Origin of the sequence: Pseudarthrobacter sp. R1 (assembly GCF_024494415.1) — a bacterium.
Taxonomy (GTDB): Bacteria; Actinomycetota; Actinomycetes; order Actinomycetales; family Micrococcaceae; genus Arthrobacter.
This window is the reverse complement of the sequence record NZ_JAMKFI010000001.1, coordinates 275127-293975: the sequence shown is the minus strand read 5'-3', so window position 1 is coordinate 293975 and position 18849 is coordinate 275127. Positions and strand designations below refer to the sequence as shown.

At 59.0% G+C, this 18849-nt stretch carries 7 protein-coding genes; all 7 read left to right on the top strand.

Annotation, left to right across the window (positions count from 1 at the left end; all coding sequences use genetic code 11):
• The first annotated feature begins 65 nt into the window (after positions 1–65).
• The 7 genes from M8J71_RS01205 to M8J71_RS01175 all read left to right on the top strand — a co-directional run bounded on the left by M8J71_RS01205 (position 66) and on the right by M8J71_RS01175 (position 18187).
• The gene (locus M8J71_RS01205; protein ID WP_256246194.1) at positions 66–383 is read left to right on the top strand and encodes a hypothetical protein; all 318 of its coding nucleotides are present in this window, start codon (positions 66–68) and stop codon (positions 381–383) included.
• A gap of 176 nt (positions 384–559) precedes the next feature.
• Positions 560–4738, top strand: a complete 4179-nt coding sequence (pglW, locus tag M8J71_RS01200; protein ID WP_256246193.1) for a BREX system serine/threonine kinase PglW — start codon at positions 560–562, stop codon at positions 4736–4738.
• 2 nt (positions 4739–4740) lie between these two features.
• Entirely contained in the window at positions 4741–8346 is a 3606-nt protein-coding gene (gene pglX, locus M8J71_RS01195; protein ID WP_256246192.1) for a BREX-2 system adenine-specific DNA-methyltransferase PglX, read from the top strand.
• Positions 8343–12038 (top strand): hypothetical protein, encoded by a 3696-nt coding sequence (locus M8J71_RS01190; protein ID WP_256246191.1) that lies wholly within the window; start codon positions 8343–8345, stop codon positions 12036–12038. Before pglX ends, M8J71_RS01190 begins: the two co-directional genes overlap by 4 nt.
• Positions 12035–14782, top strand: coding sequence for a BREX-2 system phosphatase PglZ (gene pglZ, locus M8J71_RS01185; protein ID WP_256246190.1), 2748 nt, complete (start codon positions 12035–12037; stop codon positions 14780–14782). Before M8J71_RS01190 ends, pglZ begins: the two co-directional genes overlap by 4 nt.
• The gene (gene brxD / locus M8J71_RS01180; protein WP_256246189.1) at positions 14775–16070 is read left to right on the top strand and encodes a BREX system ATP-binding protein BrxD; all 1296 of its coding nucleotides are present in this window, start codon (positions 14775–14777) and stop codon (positions 16068–16070) included. The genes pglZ and brxD overlap by 8 nt, the downstream gene beginning before the upstream one ends.
• On the top strand, positions 16067–18187 hold the full coding sequence (locus M8J71_RS01175) for a DEAD/DEAH box helicase (protein WP_256246188.1): 2121 nt from the start codon (positions 16067–16069) through the stop codon (positions 18185–18187). The genes brxD and M8J71_RS01175 overlap by 4 nt, the downstream gene beginning before the upstream one ends.
• Positions 18188–18849 lie beyond the last annotated feature (662 nt).

The following is an 18849-nucleotide window of genomic DNA, read 5'->3' as shown; positions in this document are numbered from 1 at the left end:
AGGCCACTCCGGGGTTTGCCCCGTCGGCGTTGGCGCGGACCGGCACGCTTTAGAATTGATGGACCATGAGCGAGCAGTTGTTTGACCTGACCCCTGACGGAGAATCCGTGCCGGAGACTCCTTCATCCGAGCCGCCTATCACCGAGTCCCAGATCCAACGACTTCGAAACGCCTTCGCAGCCGCCGGGATAGATTCGATGGATGAACGCCAGAGACTCATCGAGAGTTGCACCATTCGTTCTGTGGCATCGATTCGGGAACTTCGTGCCCGTGACGTTCGCCCCGTCCTGAAACGGATTGAAGAACGCGCCAACGGTCCTCAAGATGCGACCGGCTCCGCATGGGACAACCGCGATGAAGACACCTGGATCGACAAGCTCTAGCAGCGTTCTGGTGCCGGGGTGACAAACCACCACCACTCCGCCAGCACCTGAACCGTTTCTCATAGGTCACCCGCCAATTCGGATACTGTTGTCCTTTTCAGGATCTGCGCCTATATGCTGCTGATTCCAAGCCCAAAAGCGCAACGAGAGTACAAGTTCTCACAGGGGAGAGACGATTGAGAAGTGACAGCCCGCGGTGGCACGAGGTCTCCCCGTCATCATTTAAGCACGAGCAAGCCGGTCTGGAGCTCCTCCGGCAAATGCTCCCCGACGAGGCGCCGTTTGAGGTCTGGACTAACTTCGAGTTTCAGGACAAGGACGGCAGCATCCATGAGGTGGATGCACTGGTGGTTGGCCGGAGCCGCATTTTCCTCGTAGAGCTCAAGCATTTCCAGGGCGTCCTCACCGGTGACCAGAGAACCTGGCGCCGGTTCGGCAATAGCCAAGAGAACCCGCTATTCCTCGCCAACCGTAAGGCCAAACGTCTTTCCGGCCTCATTAACGATTGGCTCCGCAGTCGGAACCTGCGCGACGCCGAGGGTCAACTCTTCCGCTCCCCCTTCATCAAAGAATGTGTCTTTCTCTACGCAGACAACTTTTCCTGCCAACTTCCCCAGGACGCGCGGAAGGGCCTCTACGGACCGGAGCGGTCGACGGACAGCAACCCCAACGACGCACTCCCACCGCTGAGTGAGCGCCTCCTCGAGGAACCGGACCTAGAGCGTCCGCTGAACCCCCTTATTGACAAGGAAGTCCTGAACCAGATCTTCGAGATGATCGGGTTCGCTCGTCAGCGGAAACCTGAGGTGGGTGACTGGCGGATCACCGGCCAAGCCCAGTCCGAGGGGAGCGACTGGCAGGAATGGCCCGTTGTCAACCGCTTCGATGAGCATCACGAGGCCAGGATTCGGTTCTACCCGAGCAAGCCGGGGTCCAACCAGGACGAAATGCAGCGTCACCTCAATCGGGTCCGTCGTGAATTCAGACTCACCCGCGACCTTCGGCACCAAAACATCCTCTCACCGTCCAGCCTGGTCATAAGTGACCATTTGGGCCCCGGCGTGGTGATGGACGTTCGCCCTGACGTGCAAGACCTTCGTGTTTGGATGTCGTCGCATCACTCCGAGCTATCCCTCCGCCAACGGATATCCCTCGTCCGCTCGCTCGCGGAGGCTTTGCGGTATGCGCACCGGCACAACGTAGTGCACCGAGGGCTGCGACCAGACGTCATCCTGGTTGACGCGTCGCAGAGGGATGTCGACGGTACGCCCGCCCTGCTCGTCTCGGATTGGCATATGGCCGGAATGACCACTACAGCAGACGGCCAGTTAAATTCGGGAAGTACCATCCTTTCCGACTCGCTGAGCGAAGGCCTCACGGCCTACGTGGCCCCGGAGGGAAGGTTTGTTACGCCCGGCGAGTCTAAGCTTTCACTTGACGTCTTCGCCTTGGGTGCGGTCTCGTATTTCATCGTTACCGGCCAAGAGCCTGCGGACAATTTTAACGAGCTCAGAGATCGTCTGCGGGAGTCGGCGAGTCTGGATGCAGCAGTCGATCTTGAGGGCATCCCAGCGGGACTGCGCGCGCTGATCATGGACGCCACGCAGTCAAGCGTGGCCCTTCGCAGGGGCAAGATTCCAGATCTTGCCACCTATCTGAAGCGTCTCGACGACGCCGACCTTAGTTCTGCTGTTGAAACCGAGCCCGGCGGCATTGTCAAGCTCGACACCGCGCGGCCGGGTGATCGTCTGACATCCGAATTCACCCTTGAGCGCCGGCTCGGCAAAGGCGCCACTGCATGGGGACTACTCGTCAAGGACGACACCGGAGCGCAGTGCGTTTTGAAGGTGGCGCTCACCCCTGAACACAACGCTAGGCTGGCAGATGAGGCTGACGTTCTTCAGACGGTGACGGCGGCGCGTCCGAAGCGAGTTGTTCATCTGCTTCGCGAGGCGCCAATCAATATTGATGGCCACCTCGCCCTTGTCCTGGCTTTTGCCGGGGAAAATACCTTGGCCGATGAGCTCAGGCAACGGCCGCGTCTCAACATTGATAGGCTCGAGCGCTGGGGAACCGATCTCTTGGCCGGCCTTCGCGAACTCGCCGATGCGGGGGTCGATCACCGGGATATCAAGCCTGCTAACCTCGGCCTAAAGAAAGTCGATAAGAAAGAGCGCCTCGTCCTCTTTGACTTCTCTCTTTCCAAAACCGATGCCCAAGTCACCGGTGCCGGCACCCCGCCTTACCTTGATCCCTTTCTCGGTACGCCTCCCCGCACCACTTGGGATTCGGCTGCCGACCGTTACGCGGCAGCTGTGACGTTGTACCAGATGGCCACGGGTGAACTCATCAGCTACGGCGACCAAGACAGCGACCCCGATGTAGTGCAGGGCGGTCCGAACGTGGACTCGAGCCTCTTCGACAGGTCCATTGCCGGACCCATGGGGACGTTTTTCCGCATGGCCTTGGCCCGCGACGCCACACACCGACACGGTACCGCCGCCGAAATGCTTGTGGCTTGGTCCGCAATTTTCACCGACGAGCTCGGTACGTCGCATGACGACGCCGATTCACAGGCCGAGCGCGCAACGCACACGACTCCGTTGTCACGGTCCGGTTTGACTCCACGAGCTCAGTCCGCGCTCCATGCCATCGGACTCGCTACAGTTGCAGACCTGTTGGCGCAGCAGCTTTTTTCGCTCCGCAACGGGCTCGGCACGGACTTTGCGACCCGAGATGAGGTGGTTAAGCGATACCAGGAATGGAAGCAGCGGCTGGGGCCCGGCAATATTTCTCGCAAAGGAACCCCCGCATCGGACGAGCTCGAAGACCAAGCCCGCAAGCTGGTGGATTCCTTACCGACAAGGAGCCGAGCATCACGACAAGCTCTAGCTCTTATCCTGGGGCTGGACGGCAGGGGTGCAGAATTTGATGTCTTTGCGCCGCAGTCCGCACAGTTCGCAGAGTTCGGGCTGAATAGTCAGCCTGTGCTGTCCCAACGATTCACTTCGCTCCGTGAGGAACTTCGTAGTGACGCTGCTCAAGGGATTCTTCGTAAGACAAATTTCATGCTGTACGAAGCTCTCGAGTCCCTCGGCGGAATCTCCAGCGCCTCCGAACTCGCAGATGTCCTGTCGCTGGAACTCGACCAGTTGACGGCGCGGTATCTCCGTGGGCTAATTTCCGCAACACTCAATTTCGTAGATTTGTCCAACGGAGATCCGCGAGTCGAATCACTGCGCCCATCACGTAGGTCCAACGTCGGGATTCCTCATGGGCTAATGCTTGCCACGAAGTCCATCGCCTTCAGCATTCTGCCCATACTCGGAGAGACATGCGATCAACTGATCGGAGAGTCAGCGGCCACGAATCAGCTGATTCCCTCGACCGTGGTGGTTAGCCAGCTTAGAGAAGCACTTCCTGTTTCCCTCTCCTCACTCCAGGACCTCCGCCTTGTCACGTTGGCCGCGTCGTGGTCGCAACGCACGGGTGCCACGCCAAGAGGGGAGCTCTACTGCCTTTCCATCGATGCTGCCGCAAGGATCCGTCTGACAGTGGGGGCCGTTGCCGATAACTACGGCATCTCAAGCGTGGACCTTGTGGAACAGGTCAAGGCGCGCTTCCCCGATGCCGATGCGTTGCCTTCCGGTGACCGGCTTATTCAAGCAGTCCGTGACTCCGGGCTTGGCTTGGTATTGGCGGATGGAAACATGTTCAGCACCGAGAAGTCAGCCGCAGGAACCACCGGGCTATCTACGAATCTCACACGCTCCATCGTCCGTCCGCGTCCGACGGCGTCTTCGCTTCAGTTCCCCCATGAGCTGGTCCGGTCGCTTCAGGAGCACTCGTTCCTGGCGCTCGCGGCGCAGGACCGTCTCTGTGATCATTACCGAGACGAACTCGGACGACAGTTCAATGCGCGTACATTCGATGTGACGGAGCGCCTCATCGCCCTGATCAAAGACGTAGCAGGAGGCCGGCCTTCGTGGGATGCCATCGTGCTTGCTGACGCCGCAGATAAAAGCACACGTCCCGCTCAAGGACTGAATGAGATTATTCGACGTGCCATCCCCCTGCTTAGTGCAGAAATCACAGCTGAAGCAAGGAGTGCCGGCACTGAAAATTCTCCTTTGCTCCTCGTCGACGCATCCCCCCTAGCAACGTACGGGCACATGAAAGTGCTTGCCGAACTCGCCGACGTAGCAGCCGCGGGTCTGCCTACTTCCGTATGGCTGCTCCTGCCGTCCAAGGTTGGCGGTGCCACACCGACGCTCGACGGTGAACCGCTCCCCCTGGCACACACGGCTCAACTTGTTGTCCTAGATTCCGCTGTATTGTCTGCTAAAGGTGCGTAATTGTGAGTGTTGATGGGGCGTTGCTGACACGGTCGTTGTCTGGGCTGGTGGGTCGGTTTGAAGTTGACCTGCTTGAGCGGCTGGAAGGCCCGTTGTCGGGTGACATAAAGGTCCAGTGGCAGGCCGAGCATGCCGAGGCTGTACGCCTGGAGCGTACGGGCCAGTCGTGGTCGGAGTTCTCCGGTGACCGGATCACCCAGGCAGCGGTCGCTTGGGTCCTGACAAGTGTGTTTGTCCGGTTCTGCGAGGACAACCAGTTGCTGGCTCCGGTCTGGTTTACAGGCCCTGGTGCCCGCGCGGACGAGGCGGTGGCACGGCAGGGAGATTTCATACGCACTGAGGCTGCCGTCAATCCTGATGTGACCGTCCGCGAATGGATTCTTGGTTCAATCGAGTACCTCCAGAAGACCCCCGCGACCGCAGGCCTAGTGGACACATATTCGCCGTTGTGGCTGATCTCCCCCAGCGCTGACGCCTGCGCGGAGCTGATTGCTTTTTGGCGTGCCACCCTCCCGGATGGCGGCCGCGTCTGGGACTTCGCCGACAAGGACCTGTCCACCCGGTTCCTCGGCGACCTCTACCAGGACCTCTCCGAGTCCGCGAAGAAAAAATACGCGCTGCTGCAGACCCCCGAATTCGTTGAGGAATTCATCCTCGACCGCACGCTCACCCCTGCACTGCGTCAGACCAAGGCTTCCGAGATTAGGGTCATCGACCCAACCTGCGGTTCCGGCCACTTCCTGCTCGGTGCGTTCGCACGCGTACTTGATGAGCTCTACATCGAAGCGCCGGCGATGACCACCAGCGGTCGGGTCCAGCTCGCCCTGGATGCCGTGCGCGGGGTGGACCTTAACCCCTTCGCGGCAGCCATCGCACGGTTCCGACTGCTCGTCGCCGCCATGAAAGAAGCCGGCAACCACAACCTCGACAACGACGCCACCTCCTTCAGGATCATGGTCGCCGTCGGCGACTCCCTCCTACACGGCGAGACAGCCGGCACCAAGAGAGCCTTGTCCAACGACCTGTTTTCCCTCGAAGTAGTCACCGAACACCAAGAATTCGTTTTTGCCGACGAGAATAAAGCACTGCTCGACGAAATCCTACGCATCGGTTACTACGACGTCGTGGTCGGAAACCCGCCGTACATTCAAGTCGGTGACAAGGCTCTCAATCGACGTTACCGATCAATTTACGGTACGTGCTACAGAAAGTATGCTTTATCAGCTCCCTTTATGGAGCGCTTCTTTCAGCTGGCGAAACCAGGTGAGAATGCCGGGCACGTTGGCCAGATCACGTCGAACTCTTTCATGAAACGTGAGTTCGGAACAAAGCTCATCGAAGAGTTCCTCGCGACCAAGGTCGATCTCACCGAGGTCATCGACAGCGAAGGCGCCTACATTCCCGGCCATAACGTCAGTGGAACCCCCACCGTGATTATGGTGGGCCGGAATCGTAAACCTGGGCTTACCCCCATTCGGACTGTGATGAGCAAAGGCAAGCGTGAACCGACCAGCGGCACACCTGGGACAGGACCATACTGGATGTCGTTGGCAGTCAACATAGATGCCCCCGGGCATGAGGACGAGTGGACCAGCATCGTAGATCTTAACCGAAAGCAGTTAGCGTTTCATCCATGGTCCATGGCCGGCGGCGGTGCTGACGAAGTAGATGAAGCACTTTCGAAGGCCGCATCATCACTCCTCGGAGCCAGCGTCCGGCGGATAGGATTCTTTGGCATTCAAGGCTCGGATGACGCTTTTACCCGTCCGGTTAATTATGCAGCCCGCAAAGGCCTCGAGCGGACCTACTATAGAGACCTAATTCTGGGTGACGAAGTTCGGGACTTCGCACTTTATCCTAGTCATGAAGTTTGGTTCCCCTACGATAAATTTCATGCCGTGTTATCCCTCGTAAACCATGCGGTAGTGCGCGATCTGCAACCGTACAAATCGTTGCTTCAGCAACGCCCAACATTTTCCGGAAGTTCCTACTCCGAGTCTGGGCAAAGCTGGACCACATGGCATCAACTCCCCAAGGACATAGACGCATCGAAATTAGCAATTTCTTTTGCTTTCATTTCAACGCACAATCATTTTGTTCTTGATCGCGAAGGCAAGGTTTTCAACCGTTCGGCCCCTGTGATTAAACTTCCGGCGAATGCCATGGACGATCATCATTTCGAGCTACTTGGAGTTTTGAATTCAGCCGCTGCTTGCTTCTGGCTCAAACATAAAAGCCAGCCGAAAGGTGGGGCCGCGGATGTGGATTTCCTCCGAACGTATGAGTTCACTGGCACAACGCTTCAGGATTTTCCGTTGCCCTCGCGTCGTCCTGTCGAGCCGGTGCGGTCGATTGATGCTTTGGCGCAGGAGCTGTCGAGGTTCGCGCCCTCCGCGGCACTGACCGCCGACGGGTACGCGTCCAGGCGTGAGGCTCTTGATTCGTTCGCGAAGCAGGAGACCTCGATCCGGGGCCGGATGATTGCTTTACAGGAGGAGCTCGACTGGCAGGTCTACCAGTCCTACGCCCTGACCAGCGCCGAGCTGACCTACACCGGGGAAGTTCCGGAGATCACTTTGGGGGAGCGGGCGTTCGAGATCGCCCTCGCGCGCAAAATCGCCGCCGGCGACGCCACGTCCGAGTGGTTCACCCGGCACGGGTCCACCCCCGTGACGGAGATCCCGGAGTACTGGCCGGCGGAGTACCGGGACCTGGTGCAGCAGCGACTGGACCTGATCGAGGCAGACCGGAACATCAACCTGCTCGAACGCCCCGAATACAAACGCCGCTGGGCCACCGAATCCTGGGACAAGCGCCAAGCCGCCGCCATCGCTGAATGGCTGCTGGACCGGGTCGAAGACTCCCAGTACTGGTTCGACCACGGCACCCCAGTCACGCGCACCGTCGCAGGACTCGCGGACCTCGTCGCCCGCGACCCGGAATTCCTGGAAGTCCTGGAACTCCACACCGGCACCAAAGACCCCGACGTTACCGCCGCCCTGACGAAGCTGCTCACTCCTGAGGCAGTCCCCTACCTGGCCGCCTACCGGTACAAGCCCTCCGGTCTGCGGAAACGCGCCGACTGGGAACACACCTGGGAGCTCCAACGCCGCGAAGACGCAGGCACCTACACCCCGCCCCCCGCTGGCACCGACGCCCCCATCTCCGTACCCCCGAAATACAAGGCTGAGGACTTCGCCCAACCACATTATTGGACCAACCGGGGCAAACTCGACGTCCCTAAGGAACGATTTATTCTCTACCCGGACGCCGGACCCGCCCACGACCCCACACCGGTCTTCGGCTGGGCCGGCTGGGACCACGCCCAACAAGCCCTCGCCCTCGCCACCCTCCTCCAAACCGCCGAAGACGACGGCCAGCCGGATAACAAACTCATCCCCCTAGCCGCCGGCCTGGAAGAACTCGAACCCTGGCTCCACCAATGGCACACCGACATCGACCCCGCCTACAGCGCCTCACCCGCCGCGTTCTTCACGCCCATCCTCGACGAATACACCACTAAACTCGGACTCACCCGCCAACAACTCCATACCTGGAAACCCACACCCGCCACCAGCCGTGCACGAACCAAGAAAGCAACACCATGACAACCCTCCTTAAGGACCTTATTGACATCCCTCTGCACGCGGGTGCAAATGACTACGTCCTTAAGCTGACCGATGGCGTAGAGGACCAGGCGCGTACGCTTCGCGACTACGTGGTCACGCCGGAGCTCACGAAGGCGTTCGACAAGGCCCTGGCGATAATCAGCAGCGCCATTGCCGAAGGGAGTTCCAAAGCCTCGTATCTGGATGGCTCCTTCGGTTCCGGTAAAAGTCACTTCATGGCGGTGCTTTACTCTATTTTGGGAGGAAACCCAGGGGCCCGGGGCATACCTGAACTGGCGCCCGTCATCGCAGAGAACGACAAGGCGCTTTCCGCCAGCAAGATTTTGACCCTCGCATACCACTTTGTTGGCGCCGACACAGTGGAGGACGTCATTCTGGGTGGATATGTAGACCAGATCCGGAGGATGCACCCTGGATGCACTCTCCCCGCTGTGCATGAGACAGATCTGATCCTCGCGGATGCGGACGACGCACGCCGGCGTGAGGGAGACGATAACTTCTTCGCCCGGATTTCCCGCGCAGTGATTGCAGGTGACGACGACGAGTGGGGCGAAGTCCTCGGTGCCGGTTCATGGGACGCGGCTTCCTATGACTCGGCACGCAACGCGGCTGAAGGAGACCGGCGCCGTACCGAGCTGGTGAGTGCCTATCTTGATGTCTACAGCCGCCATTCGACTGGACTTGAACGCAACTACCGGCCTTTACCCCAAGGGCTGGCAGCGGTGAGCGATCATGCAAAGGAGCTCGGCTACGACGCCGTCGTTCTGTTCTGCGATGAAATCATCCTCTGGCTAACTTTCATGGTCTCTAACCACGAAAAATTCAGCCGTGAAGTTCAGAAGATCACCCAGCTTGTGGAAACGGGAGCCGGGCACCGGGCCGTCCCTATCATTTCCTTCCTCGCCCGCCAGCTGAATCTCCAGCAGTTCTTCAGCGACAACGCCGGCGTCGCAGGCAACGAACAGCAGGCACTCGAAACAGCTTTCCGCCACCAGGAGGGCCGATTTGCTCGCGTTGAATTGGGAGAGCACAACCTCCCGCTCGTTGTTCACAAGCGCCTGCTCAGCCCAAAAAACGGTGATGCAGCTCGGATCATTAGTCAGGAGCTGGAACGGTTGGCTCGCAACCAGGATGTGAAAGACGTCCTGCTTGACTCGGTCAATGCGGACGAGAACCACCGCGGCTCGACCCTGGACTCGTTTAGGCTGACCTACCCCTTCGCTCCGGCACTGATCTCGACCCTTCAAGAGCTTTCCGGCGTCATGCAACGTGACCGCACAGCACTGAAAGTTATGCAGCGCCTCCTCGTGGAGCAACGAGACACCCTGACCGTAGACAGCATCATTCCCGTCGGCGACTTGTTCGACATCCTCATGGACGGCGGTAATCCAATCAACAACGCTGCTGCGGCGAAATTCGCGAACGCCCAGCGATTGTACGAGACCAAATTTCAGCCCTTGCTGGCGCGCGAGCATAAGCTCGCGGCGTCAGTTCAGCCAAACGAGATGCCGCTCGACCATCCGTACCGGGCAGACGCGCGTCTGGCGAAGACGCTAGTGCTCAGTGCCCTGGCGCCAAATGTGCCAGCCTTCGCCAACATCACGCCTGCACGCATCGCTGCTCTCAATCACGGCACCATCAAATCTCCACTCGAGAAGCGAGTCCCCGCACTCATGTTGGGCAAGTTGCGCACCTGGCAAACCGACGTCCCAGAGCTACGGATCCCGGCCGACTCTACAAACCCCGTCATACGGCTTGGCCTGAGCGAGGTTGACTACGAGAGTGTGTTGCTCGCGGCCCGCAGCGAGGACACCGGTGGCCGACGCCGGGAACTGCTGCGTGATCTCATCTGCGAGTCGTTCGGGATCGATTCGAGGACCCAGACTGTCAGCCAGACGTTCGATCAGAAGCGGCTGTGGCGAGGGACGGAGCGAAGCATCAGTCTGCTCTTTGCGAACGTCTGCGATACCTCATGGATTGCCGACTCTCAGTTCGAAGCTCCGGCGGGACAGTGGCTGTATATCATCGATTATCCCTTCGATGATTCTGGAAAGACTCATCGGGATGATCTTGAACGGGTCGTTGGCGTCCAGGAACGTATTCCTTCGACTAATACGCTGGTCTGGCTACCGAAGTTCTTCAGCCAAAAGCGTCTGGAGGATCTTGGACGGTTGGTGGTCTGCAACTACGTCCTGCAGAGTGACCAGCGGTGGCGCACCTATACTACTCAGCTCAACGAGACCGACAGGGCCGAGGCCCGGCGGCTCATTGAAACGCAGCGCGATGCGCTACTCGAGCGCATCAAGCACACCGTCAACGGAGCTTACGGGATTACGGAGGCTGCTCCAGGCAGTCTTGTCGCCGATGCAACGCACGAGCAATATCTCAAGAGTCTGAATCCGTCGGTGACGATGCAAAAACCGGCTGGCACGAGTATGGCTCAGGCCTTTGCAAATATCGTCGAAAGCTCCTTCGATGCACTGTATCCCGGCCATCCACGATATGCGAAACAGTGGCGTCCAGTTGATTTCGCGACCGCGGCAGACAACATGCGTCGCGCAGCCCAAGACGCAGACGGCCGACACACCCTGCTGCGTCCAGAGCGCGAGGCCACTTCTAACATCGTCAATGCACTCAAGGTTGGACATGTCAGTGAGACCGACATCGTTCTCACACACCAGCATTTCGACAAGTGGTCAGGCGTCTTCGCAGTAAACATGGGTCGCAACAACCTCAGCGAACGTGACAATGTTGAGGTGAAGCAGGCCCGCCTATGGATCGAGGACGCCCCACCGCCAAGTGGACTGACCAAACTCAGCATGGATCTGATTATTCTCGGTTGGGCCTTGCTGAATGAGCGCAGTTTCTACCGTGGAGGCCAGCTGGTCTCGCCGCCTCCGGCCCCGGGCCTGCTTTCCGACGACATGATCTTGGTCCGCGAATCGCTGCCATCGAAGGAGAACTGGGCTGCCGCCGTCGACCGCGCAGGGAGCATTTTCAACATCGTGGCGAACCACTATATGACGCCGACTGCCGTCAATGAACTCGTCAATCAACTCCGCTTCGCGGCAAAAGAGCATACAGAGCATTCGAAACGGCTTGTACTTGCGCTTCAGGACGCCTACGTCCGTTTGGGGCTGGAAGCCGGCGAACGTCTCGAAATCGCCCAAGCGGCCATGGACCTGCTTGAGTCTATAGGGAAATACGAAAGTAGAGTCGACGTAATCGACGAGCTGGCAACCGCACGCACACCGCACAGCGCAGAAGCCATGGGAAAGTCCATCACCACCGCCGACGATCTCACATCAAGACTCGGGCGCCTGGACTGGGAAGATATATCCTTGGCTGTCAAGAGCAGTGCCGAAAATGATGAGATTGATGCCATCATGAGGAAATTTGCAACGGCGCTGGAGACCAACGAGATTGCCACGCATTTGAGCCATGCAATCGCGGATGCAGCGTCCGATGTCAGCGCATGGATCCGAGCGCGGATTGCTAAGCCAAGGCCCCCTGTCGTTGAACCGCCGTCACCCCTCCCCTCGAGCAAGTCTCGGTCGTTCAGCGCTATCCTGAGCACTGAGCAGAGGGACCAAGCGCTTGCAGACATCCGCGATTTTATGACGGAGCACCATGGCCAAAGCGTCAGCATCATCGTAAAGGTTGATGAATGACCCAGCTTTCGGTCGTTTCGAAGGCGGAGATCCTGGAGAAAATTGACACCGCCAAACGGAAAGATTACACCCACGGCGTCATCGCAATTGCGAGCCGTCCTGAATGGGACGGCCCGGATGGATTCAGCCATGGGGTCGACACGGTCCGCGTCCATCCAGTCGTATCCACGCTCGATATCCGGGCTCGTCTTCTTGAACGAGACCAGGTCAAGTGGCTCGTTCTCCTGACGGACATCCCTGACTCTAAGTTGGGGTTGGGCATCCAGTCGCACCTAGTGGGGACTAGGGTTCAACCCCGCGAACCTTGGCAGGCCATCAACGCAGCATTCAAAGCAACCTCAACCGACGTCCGACTCAAGGCAAGGGCGAAGCAGCCGAGCAGCGACTACCCTGGCGAGTTGCTCGCAGCCATTCAAGGGCTCACCAGCACTCCAGCGGCGCCGAGCGGTTTGCTAACTTCAGACCTCGTTTTTGGCACGTTGGCTTCGCACTACCTTGCTGTGCCCGTCATTTCCACTCCCGAAACAATCCTGGAGTGGAGCGCGATCCCAGCAACAGAACGTTTACTTACGGGACTCCCCGAGTCCATCGGCCATGGGCTAGCCTCCGACGTCGTTAATTGGGTTGCTGAACAGGCGGGCCATTCGATCGCTCCCGCGGCCCAAAGGCTGCTCCGTGAGTTCACCCCGCAGGATATTCTGCCGCTCGGCCTCGTGGCCGAGATGGTTGCAGCTGCCGATCCTTTGCATTCGCCGTGGACCCTCTTAAAGGTGCGAACCGGCTCTACGTTCGGGAGCGCACAGCTGTTGGGCTGGTCCAGCACCGCCAAAAGGTCCCTAAGAGCACTTGAAAAGACGTCTCCGAACGCGGCAGATGCAGCCATTCGCCGCGCCGACCAGCTCGTCCAGGAGTTGGAGGCTGCCGATTTCGTTTCAGTCTCAGATGTTCTCTCGTGCGGTTTCGTGGCGCGGCTCCATGAGTTCGCCCGGGCAATAGAACGCACGCTCAAGCCCGCACCCGATTCTGCTCTCAACGGCCAGGCACTCGCAGAGTGCGAGGCCGCGTTGGCGAAGCTACTGGAACATTCCCGTGCGAACACTTCGGCACACGAAGAGGACTCACAGGCCGCCACCTCCGCCATGCGCTTGCTCCGCTGGTTAGCGCTTCCATCGCACGCGCACGGGTCAACATTCACCGGCGCGGCGCTTGCATACAGATCCAGCACTGGCTGGGCTGACAGGGCTCTGAATAACATATGGACTGGAAGCTCCGATCCTACGTTCGCCTCCGCTTTGGGCAGCGTGGCTGAGCGTGCTTTGGCAAGGCGCCGGGAAGAAGACGAGGCATTTGCACGTCTCCTCGTCAACGCTTCTTCGGCGGGCACCCCTGTAAACGGTATCGAGAACTTCATCTCGGACATCGTGGTTCCCATTGCGCGGGCACAACCGGTGGCTTTGATAGTCGTGGATGGCATGGGTGTCGCTGCTGCCTCTTCCGTGATTGAGTCGATAAGCGAGGCTTTCCCGTCCTTCATGCCTTTCTTTCGCAGCCAAGGGGAACCCGAGTACGCCCTGGCTGCAATGCCATCCATTACGAACTACTCGAGGACGAGCCTCTTCGCGGGGCGGATCGCCATCGGCGGGCAAGCGGAGGAACTCGCCGGCTTCTCCGGACAGATGCGTGGGGCCAACCTCGTTGGCCGCCTCTTTCACAAACGGGAGCTCGAATCCTCGATGGCGGGTTCTCGCCTATCCGGAGATGTTCTGGCCGCCGTCTCGGATTCTGCCGGCATCGATGTCTTTGCCTGCGTTCTGAACACCATCGACGATTCTTTGTCCAAAGCTGATCCAATGGCAACTAAATGGGGAGTGCACAACGTTGCCCACCTCAAGTCAATCCTCACCGAATCGCATCGGGCTGGCCGCGCGGTCATTATGGTTTCTGACCACGGACACATCGTTGATCGCAGGGAAGGAGTTCTCCGCCCTGTGACCGGCGACAGTAGCGCGAGATCTCGTGAGGCAAGTACACCTCCTGCCAACGGCGAGATCGAGATCGCGGGTGACCGCGTCATCGGTGGCCGGGTCATTCTTGCCCTTGACGAGACCCTGCGATACCGCTCACGAACGGCCGGCTACCACGGCGGCGCGAGCCCCGCTGAGATGGTCATTCCGATCACGGTTCTCAGCACCAACTCCGCAAAGCTAGCAGAAGCAGGATGGGCTCCAGCGCCGCCCGAGGGCCCAGTATGGTGGCGCGAACAACTCGGCAAATCGGTTACAACTAGCCCACCGGCAAAGAAATTTGCGTCTAGCAAAGCGGCCAAGTCAAAGCCCGAACCCGACGGCCCAACGCTATTCAACATGCCTGTACCGCCTCCCAGCGCGACTGAAGTGCCGAAGCCGTCTGATGCCTCACCCGGTGAGGTACTGATCCGATCGGCCATCTACAAGAGCCTGCAGAGACAGTCCGTATCCACAGCACTAGTCCCCGACACTGCAGTCCGTGCGCTTGTAGACGCGCTCACAGATGCCCAACGACATTCCGTCAGCGACGACACTGCAGCAGCCATACTCGGAGTTGCAAAGCTTAAGCTCCACGGCGTATTCCCACATGTGATGCGGCTGCTCAACGTTGACCAGTACCCCGTTATTACTCGTGATGTGACCGCCCGTAAGGTGATCCTGGACGTAGGCCTGCTCAAGGATCAGTTCCAGCTTTCATGGAAGGACCCTCATGAGTAGCTCGGCCGTGTTGAGCAAACGCCGGCGGGATGAAGTGGTCGCAGCGCTACGAAACGGCACCGTTCCTCGGAACGGATTGGATGTGCTGGCAGTTGGGCTCGGCAAGTTTGAAAAGGCGCTCGGTTCGGACTTAGACACTGCTGTCCAAGGCGGTTCCGTATTCAAAGCCGTCCGCGGCGAATACGGTTCCGGCAAAACGTTCTTCAGCCGCTGGCTCGGAGAGCAGGCCAAAAGCAGGGGCATGGCCGTGGCTGAAGTTCAGATTTCCGAAACCGAAACGCCACTTCACAAGCTCGAGACTGTCTACCGGCGCATCTGTGAGTCCCTGCAAACTTCTAGCTACCCGCCTTCAGCCTTCAGACTGATCCTGGATGCGTGGCTGTTTGCTCTAGAGGCCGAGTCAGACGGCAACCCCGAAGCACTGCTCGAGAGCCGACTTTCTGAAGTCTCCAAAACCACACCTGCCTTCGCCACCGCCCTTCGCGCCTACCACCATGCCGTTGAAGCAGACGATGTGGATGTAGCGGAAGGCCTTGCCGCTTGGCTGGCCGGGCAGCCCAACGTGGCCGGGAGCGTTAGAAGAAAGGCTGGCATCCGGGGCGACCTGGATCATTTCGGAGCTCTTGGATTCCTGCAAGGCCTGCTCACCGTGCTGCGGGACAGCGGCCACCCAGGCCTGCTCTTAGTGTTGGACGAAGTGGAGACACTGCAGCGCGTGCGCACTGACGTCCGTGAAAAAGCACTAAACGCCTTGCGCCAGCTCATAGACGAAATAGATTCCGGTCGTTTCCCTGGGCTCTTCCTCGTCATCACCGGAACGCCCGCCTTCTTCGACGGTTCCCAAGGTGTGCAGCGGCTCCCTCCCTTGGCTCAACGGCTAGCCACAGATTTCAACCTCGATCCGAAGTTCGACAACCCAAGAGCCATTCAGCTGAGACTCACCGGATTCACAATGGAAAAGCTTAACGAGCTCGGGAGACGCGTCCGCGATGTTTATGCTCACGGCGCTGTAAACGGTGAGCGCATCCGCCAGAAGGTCGATGATACCTATATCCACGACTTTGCCTCGTCCCTCGTAGGCAGACTGGGAGGCAAAGTCGGGATAGCCCCGCGTCTCTTTCTTAAGAAGCTGGTGGATGTTCCGCTCGATCGGACAGATCAGTTCGATGACTTTGACCCGCGCCGCGACTACAAACTCACCATTGACTCGCGGGAACTCTCCATCGAAGAGCGCAACTCAATACCCCAGACGCCAGCCACGGACGTAGATGACGTCCAGTTCACATGACCGTCGGAGAGCTTCATCCCATTGTTGTCCACCACATCGTCAACACTCTGCAATGGTCAGGCCTTCGGCCGCTGCAAGAATCGGCTGTAGAGCCGCTCATGAATGGAGTGGACACGTTGCTCCTGGCGCCGACTGCGGGGGGCAAGACCGAAGCCGCGGCGTTTCCGCTCCTCTCGCGCATGGCCACTGAGCGATGGCAGGGACTGTCCGTCATCTATGTATGCCCGCTCAAGGCACTATTGAACAACCTTCTTCCCAGATTGGAGAAGTACGCGGCGTGGACCGGAAACCGCTGCGGTATTTGGCACGGTGATATCGGGGCGTCGGCCAAGAAACGGATGAGGGAGGACCCACCCTCGATCCTATTAACTACGCCCGAATCGCTGGAGTCTCTCTTAGTCTCCACAAAGACAGATCCAAGGGCTTTCTTTGGCGAGGTTCGGGCTGTTGTAGTGGATGAGATTCATGCCTTTGCTGGAGATGACCGTGGCTGGCATCTGTTGGGCGTGCTTGAACGTGTGTCACGGCTGAGCCGGCATACCATGCAACGCATCGGTCTGTCCGCGACGGTGGGCAACCCAGACGAAATCCTGGGCTGGTTCCAGGGGTCATATGCCGGCCGGCCAGGTGTAGTCGTCAATCCGGACGCGCCGGGCCCGGCGGCGGCTGCAGATGTAACGCTGGACTTTGTCGGAGGCGCCAATTCCACTGCAAACGCCGCCAAGGTTATCGCATCGCTTCACGGCGGAGAGAAGCGACTGGTCTTTTGCGAGAGTCGATTGGAAGTCGAAGAGCTGGCCGTGCGGCTTCGGGAGCTGGGGATGACGACGTTCCTCTCGCATTCGTCGCTTTCCGTTGATGAACGAAGGCAAGCAGAAGAGGCGTTCGCCGAATCCCGGGACTGCATCATCGTGTCCACTTCAACTCTCGAACTCGGTATCGATGTCGGAGATCTGGATCGGATGATTCAGATCGACTCTCCAAGGACTGTCGCCTCTTTTCTGCAGCGATTGGGACGGACAGGAAGACGTCCGGGAACTTCACGCAATGCACTGTTCCTCACCAAGACACCTTCATCGCTGCTCCAAGCGGCGGGACTCCTTCATTTGTGGTCGGAAGGGTTCGTGGAGCCCGTAGTTTCTCCACCTAATCCTCTTCATATTGACGCGCAGCAACTCCTCGCGTTGTGTCTCCAAGAGGGGCGAGTCGGAAGAAACACTTGGGGTGAATGGTTCGGGAACGCGGTCCTGACGGAGGCGCAGCGCGGGCAAGCAGAGTACATGCTGGCCCAAGGATTCCTGGAAGAAGACCAAGGAATGCTGTTCATCGGGAAATCCGCCGAAAAACGCTTTGGACGTCGAAACTTCATGGACCTTTTGGCCGTCTTCACTGCACCGCAGGAGTTCAAGGTACTTCATGGCGGCAGGGAAATCGGACAAATCGATGCCAATACATTCAGCACATCTTCCGACGACGCGCCGATTTCTTTCGTCCTGGCTGGGCGCCGGTGGAAGGTCACGGGAATCGAATGGGGCAAGAAGCGCTGCCATGTGGAAGCATCCGACTTTGCCAAGAAGACCAGGTGGCTGGGCAGCGGTGGCGGAATCGGCTACGCGCTGGCCCAATCCCAGCGCTCGGTGCTTTTGGGCGACGATCCGGGGGGCGTTCGTCTCAGTAAGAGGGCCGTGTCTGCGTTGCAGGAAGTGCGGGCCGAACTTGTCAACACCGTGTCCCCTACCTCCACTGTTCTCGTGCAGGACGGAGAGTTCGGCTCCGAGTGGTGGACCTGGTCCGGAGCGAGTTCCGAATCCGTGCTCGCCAGCACCCTCGGGGGCGTTATCGAGCCGAGCCAGCGCTTCGGCAGCGGGGGCCTCCGTCTCGCAGAGGGATGTGGTCCGGGCGAACTTCGGCGCGTGTCGGCATCATTCCTGAACTCGCCGGACCATCAGTTCATCTTGCCCTATGTCAGCGAGTCGGCAGTTGCCGGACTGAAGTTCAATGAATTACTGCCCCCCGCCATCGCGTCCGCCGTGTTGGCGGAGCGATGTGCGGACGTAGTTGGGGCGCAGCTCACTCTTGAAAGGCCGGTCCGGACTGTGGATACGACCTCAGGCTAAAGGCAGATCTGCCCTGGCTCCGAAACCAGCAAAACGGCGGATTCGACCTTAGCGAAACAGCTTTCCGTTCATGCGCGGTCTTCCACTTCCGAATCACGGCAAGCGTGAACTTCTCCGGCGCTCTGTCCACGATTGTGGGACAAGTAGGACATAGCAACAGCAGGTTATCGAAGTGCGTCAACTGCTCTTCTGAGGCTTCGGGATCCGTTCGTGGTCCTTCTTCGCCCGCAGCGATCATGTCTGGGACTTCAGCCAGTTTGACTGTCGTGTCATCATCAACCACGTACCAAAGAGATCCACTACTACAATTTGGCCTGTAACACAGGCCTGCCCCGGCTGCTACAAGTCGAACAACAGTTTCGTGGGAAATTTTTTCTCCCACTTGACGTTGTACAGCGAGACGAGATTGTTTCGGGACATTGTCGATGATTAGCCTTTGAAGCTTTATTTTCGATTACGAATCGCTGGTCTCGATACTTCCGGTTCAGCACTCTGAACCCCCTTCTGGCTCCGAGTAACGATGGTCAGACGGAGACTCCCCCCAGTCCGCGGCCGGTACACCGAAATACTGCGTTAGGGTGAACGAGGGTAGCAGTATCGGGCCATCCTGCAACTGCCGTTCAGGGCTCAGAACCGCGTACCTTTAGAACCCAAGCAGGCAG

Bases quoted from the DNA above. Each gene is read 5' to 3' on its own strand.
- brxD (WP_256246189.1), top strand. From the start codon at position 14,775: ATGAGTAGCTCGGCCGTGTTGAGCAAACGCCGGCGGGATGAAGTGGTC.
- M8J71_RS01175 (WP_256246188.1), top strand. From the start codon at position 16,067: ATGACCGTCGGAGAGCTTCATCCCATTGTTGTCCACCACATCGTCAAC.
- pglZ (WP_256246190.1), top strand. From the start codon at position 12,035: ATGACCCAGCTTTCGGTCGTTTCGAAGGCGGAGATCCTGGAGAAAATT.
- M8J71_RS01205 (WP_256246194.1), top strand. From the start codon at position 66: ATGAGCGAGCAGTTGTTTGACCTGACCCCTGACGGAGAATCCGTGCCG.
- M8J71_RS01190 (WP_256246191.1), top strand. From the start codon at position 8,343: ATGACAACCCTCCTTAAGGACCTTATTGACATCCCTCTGCACGCGGGT.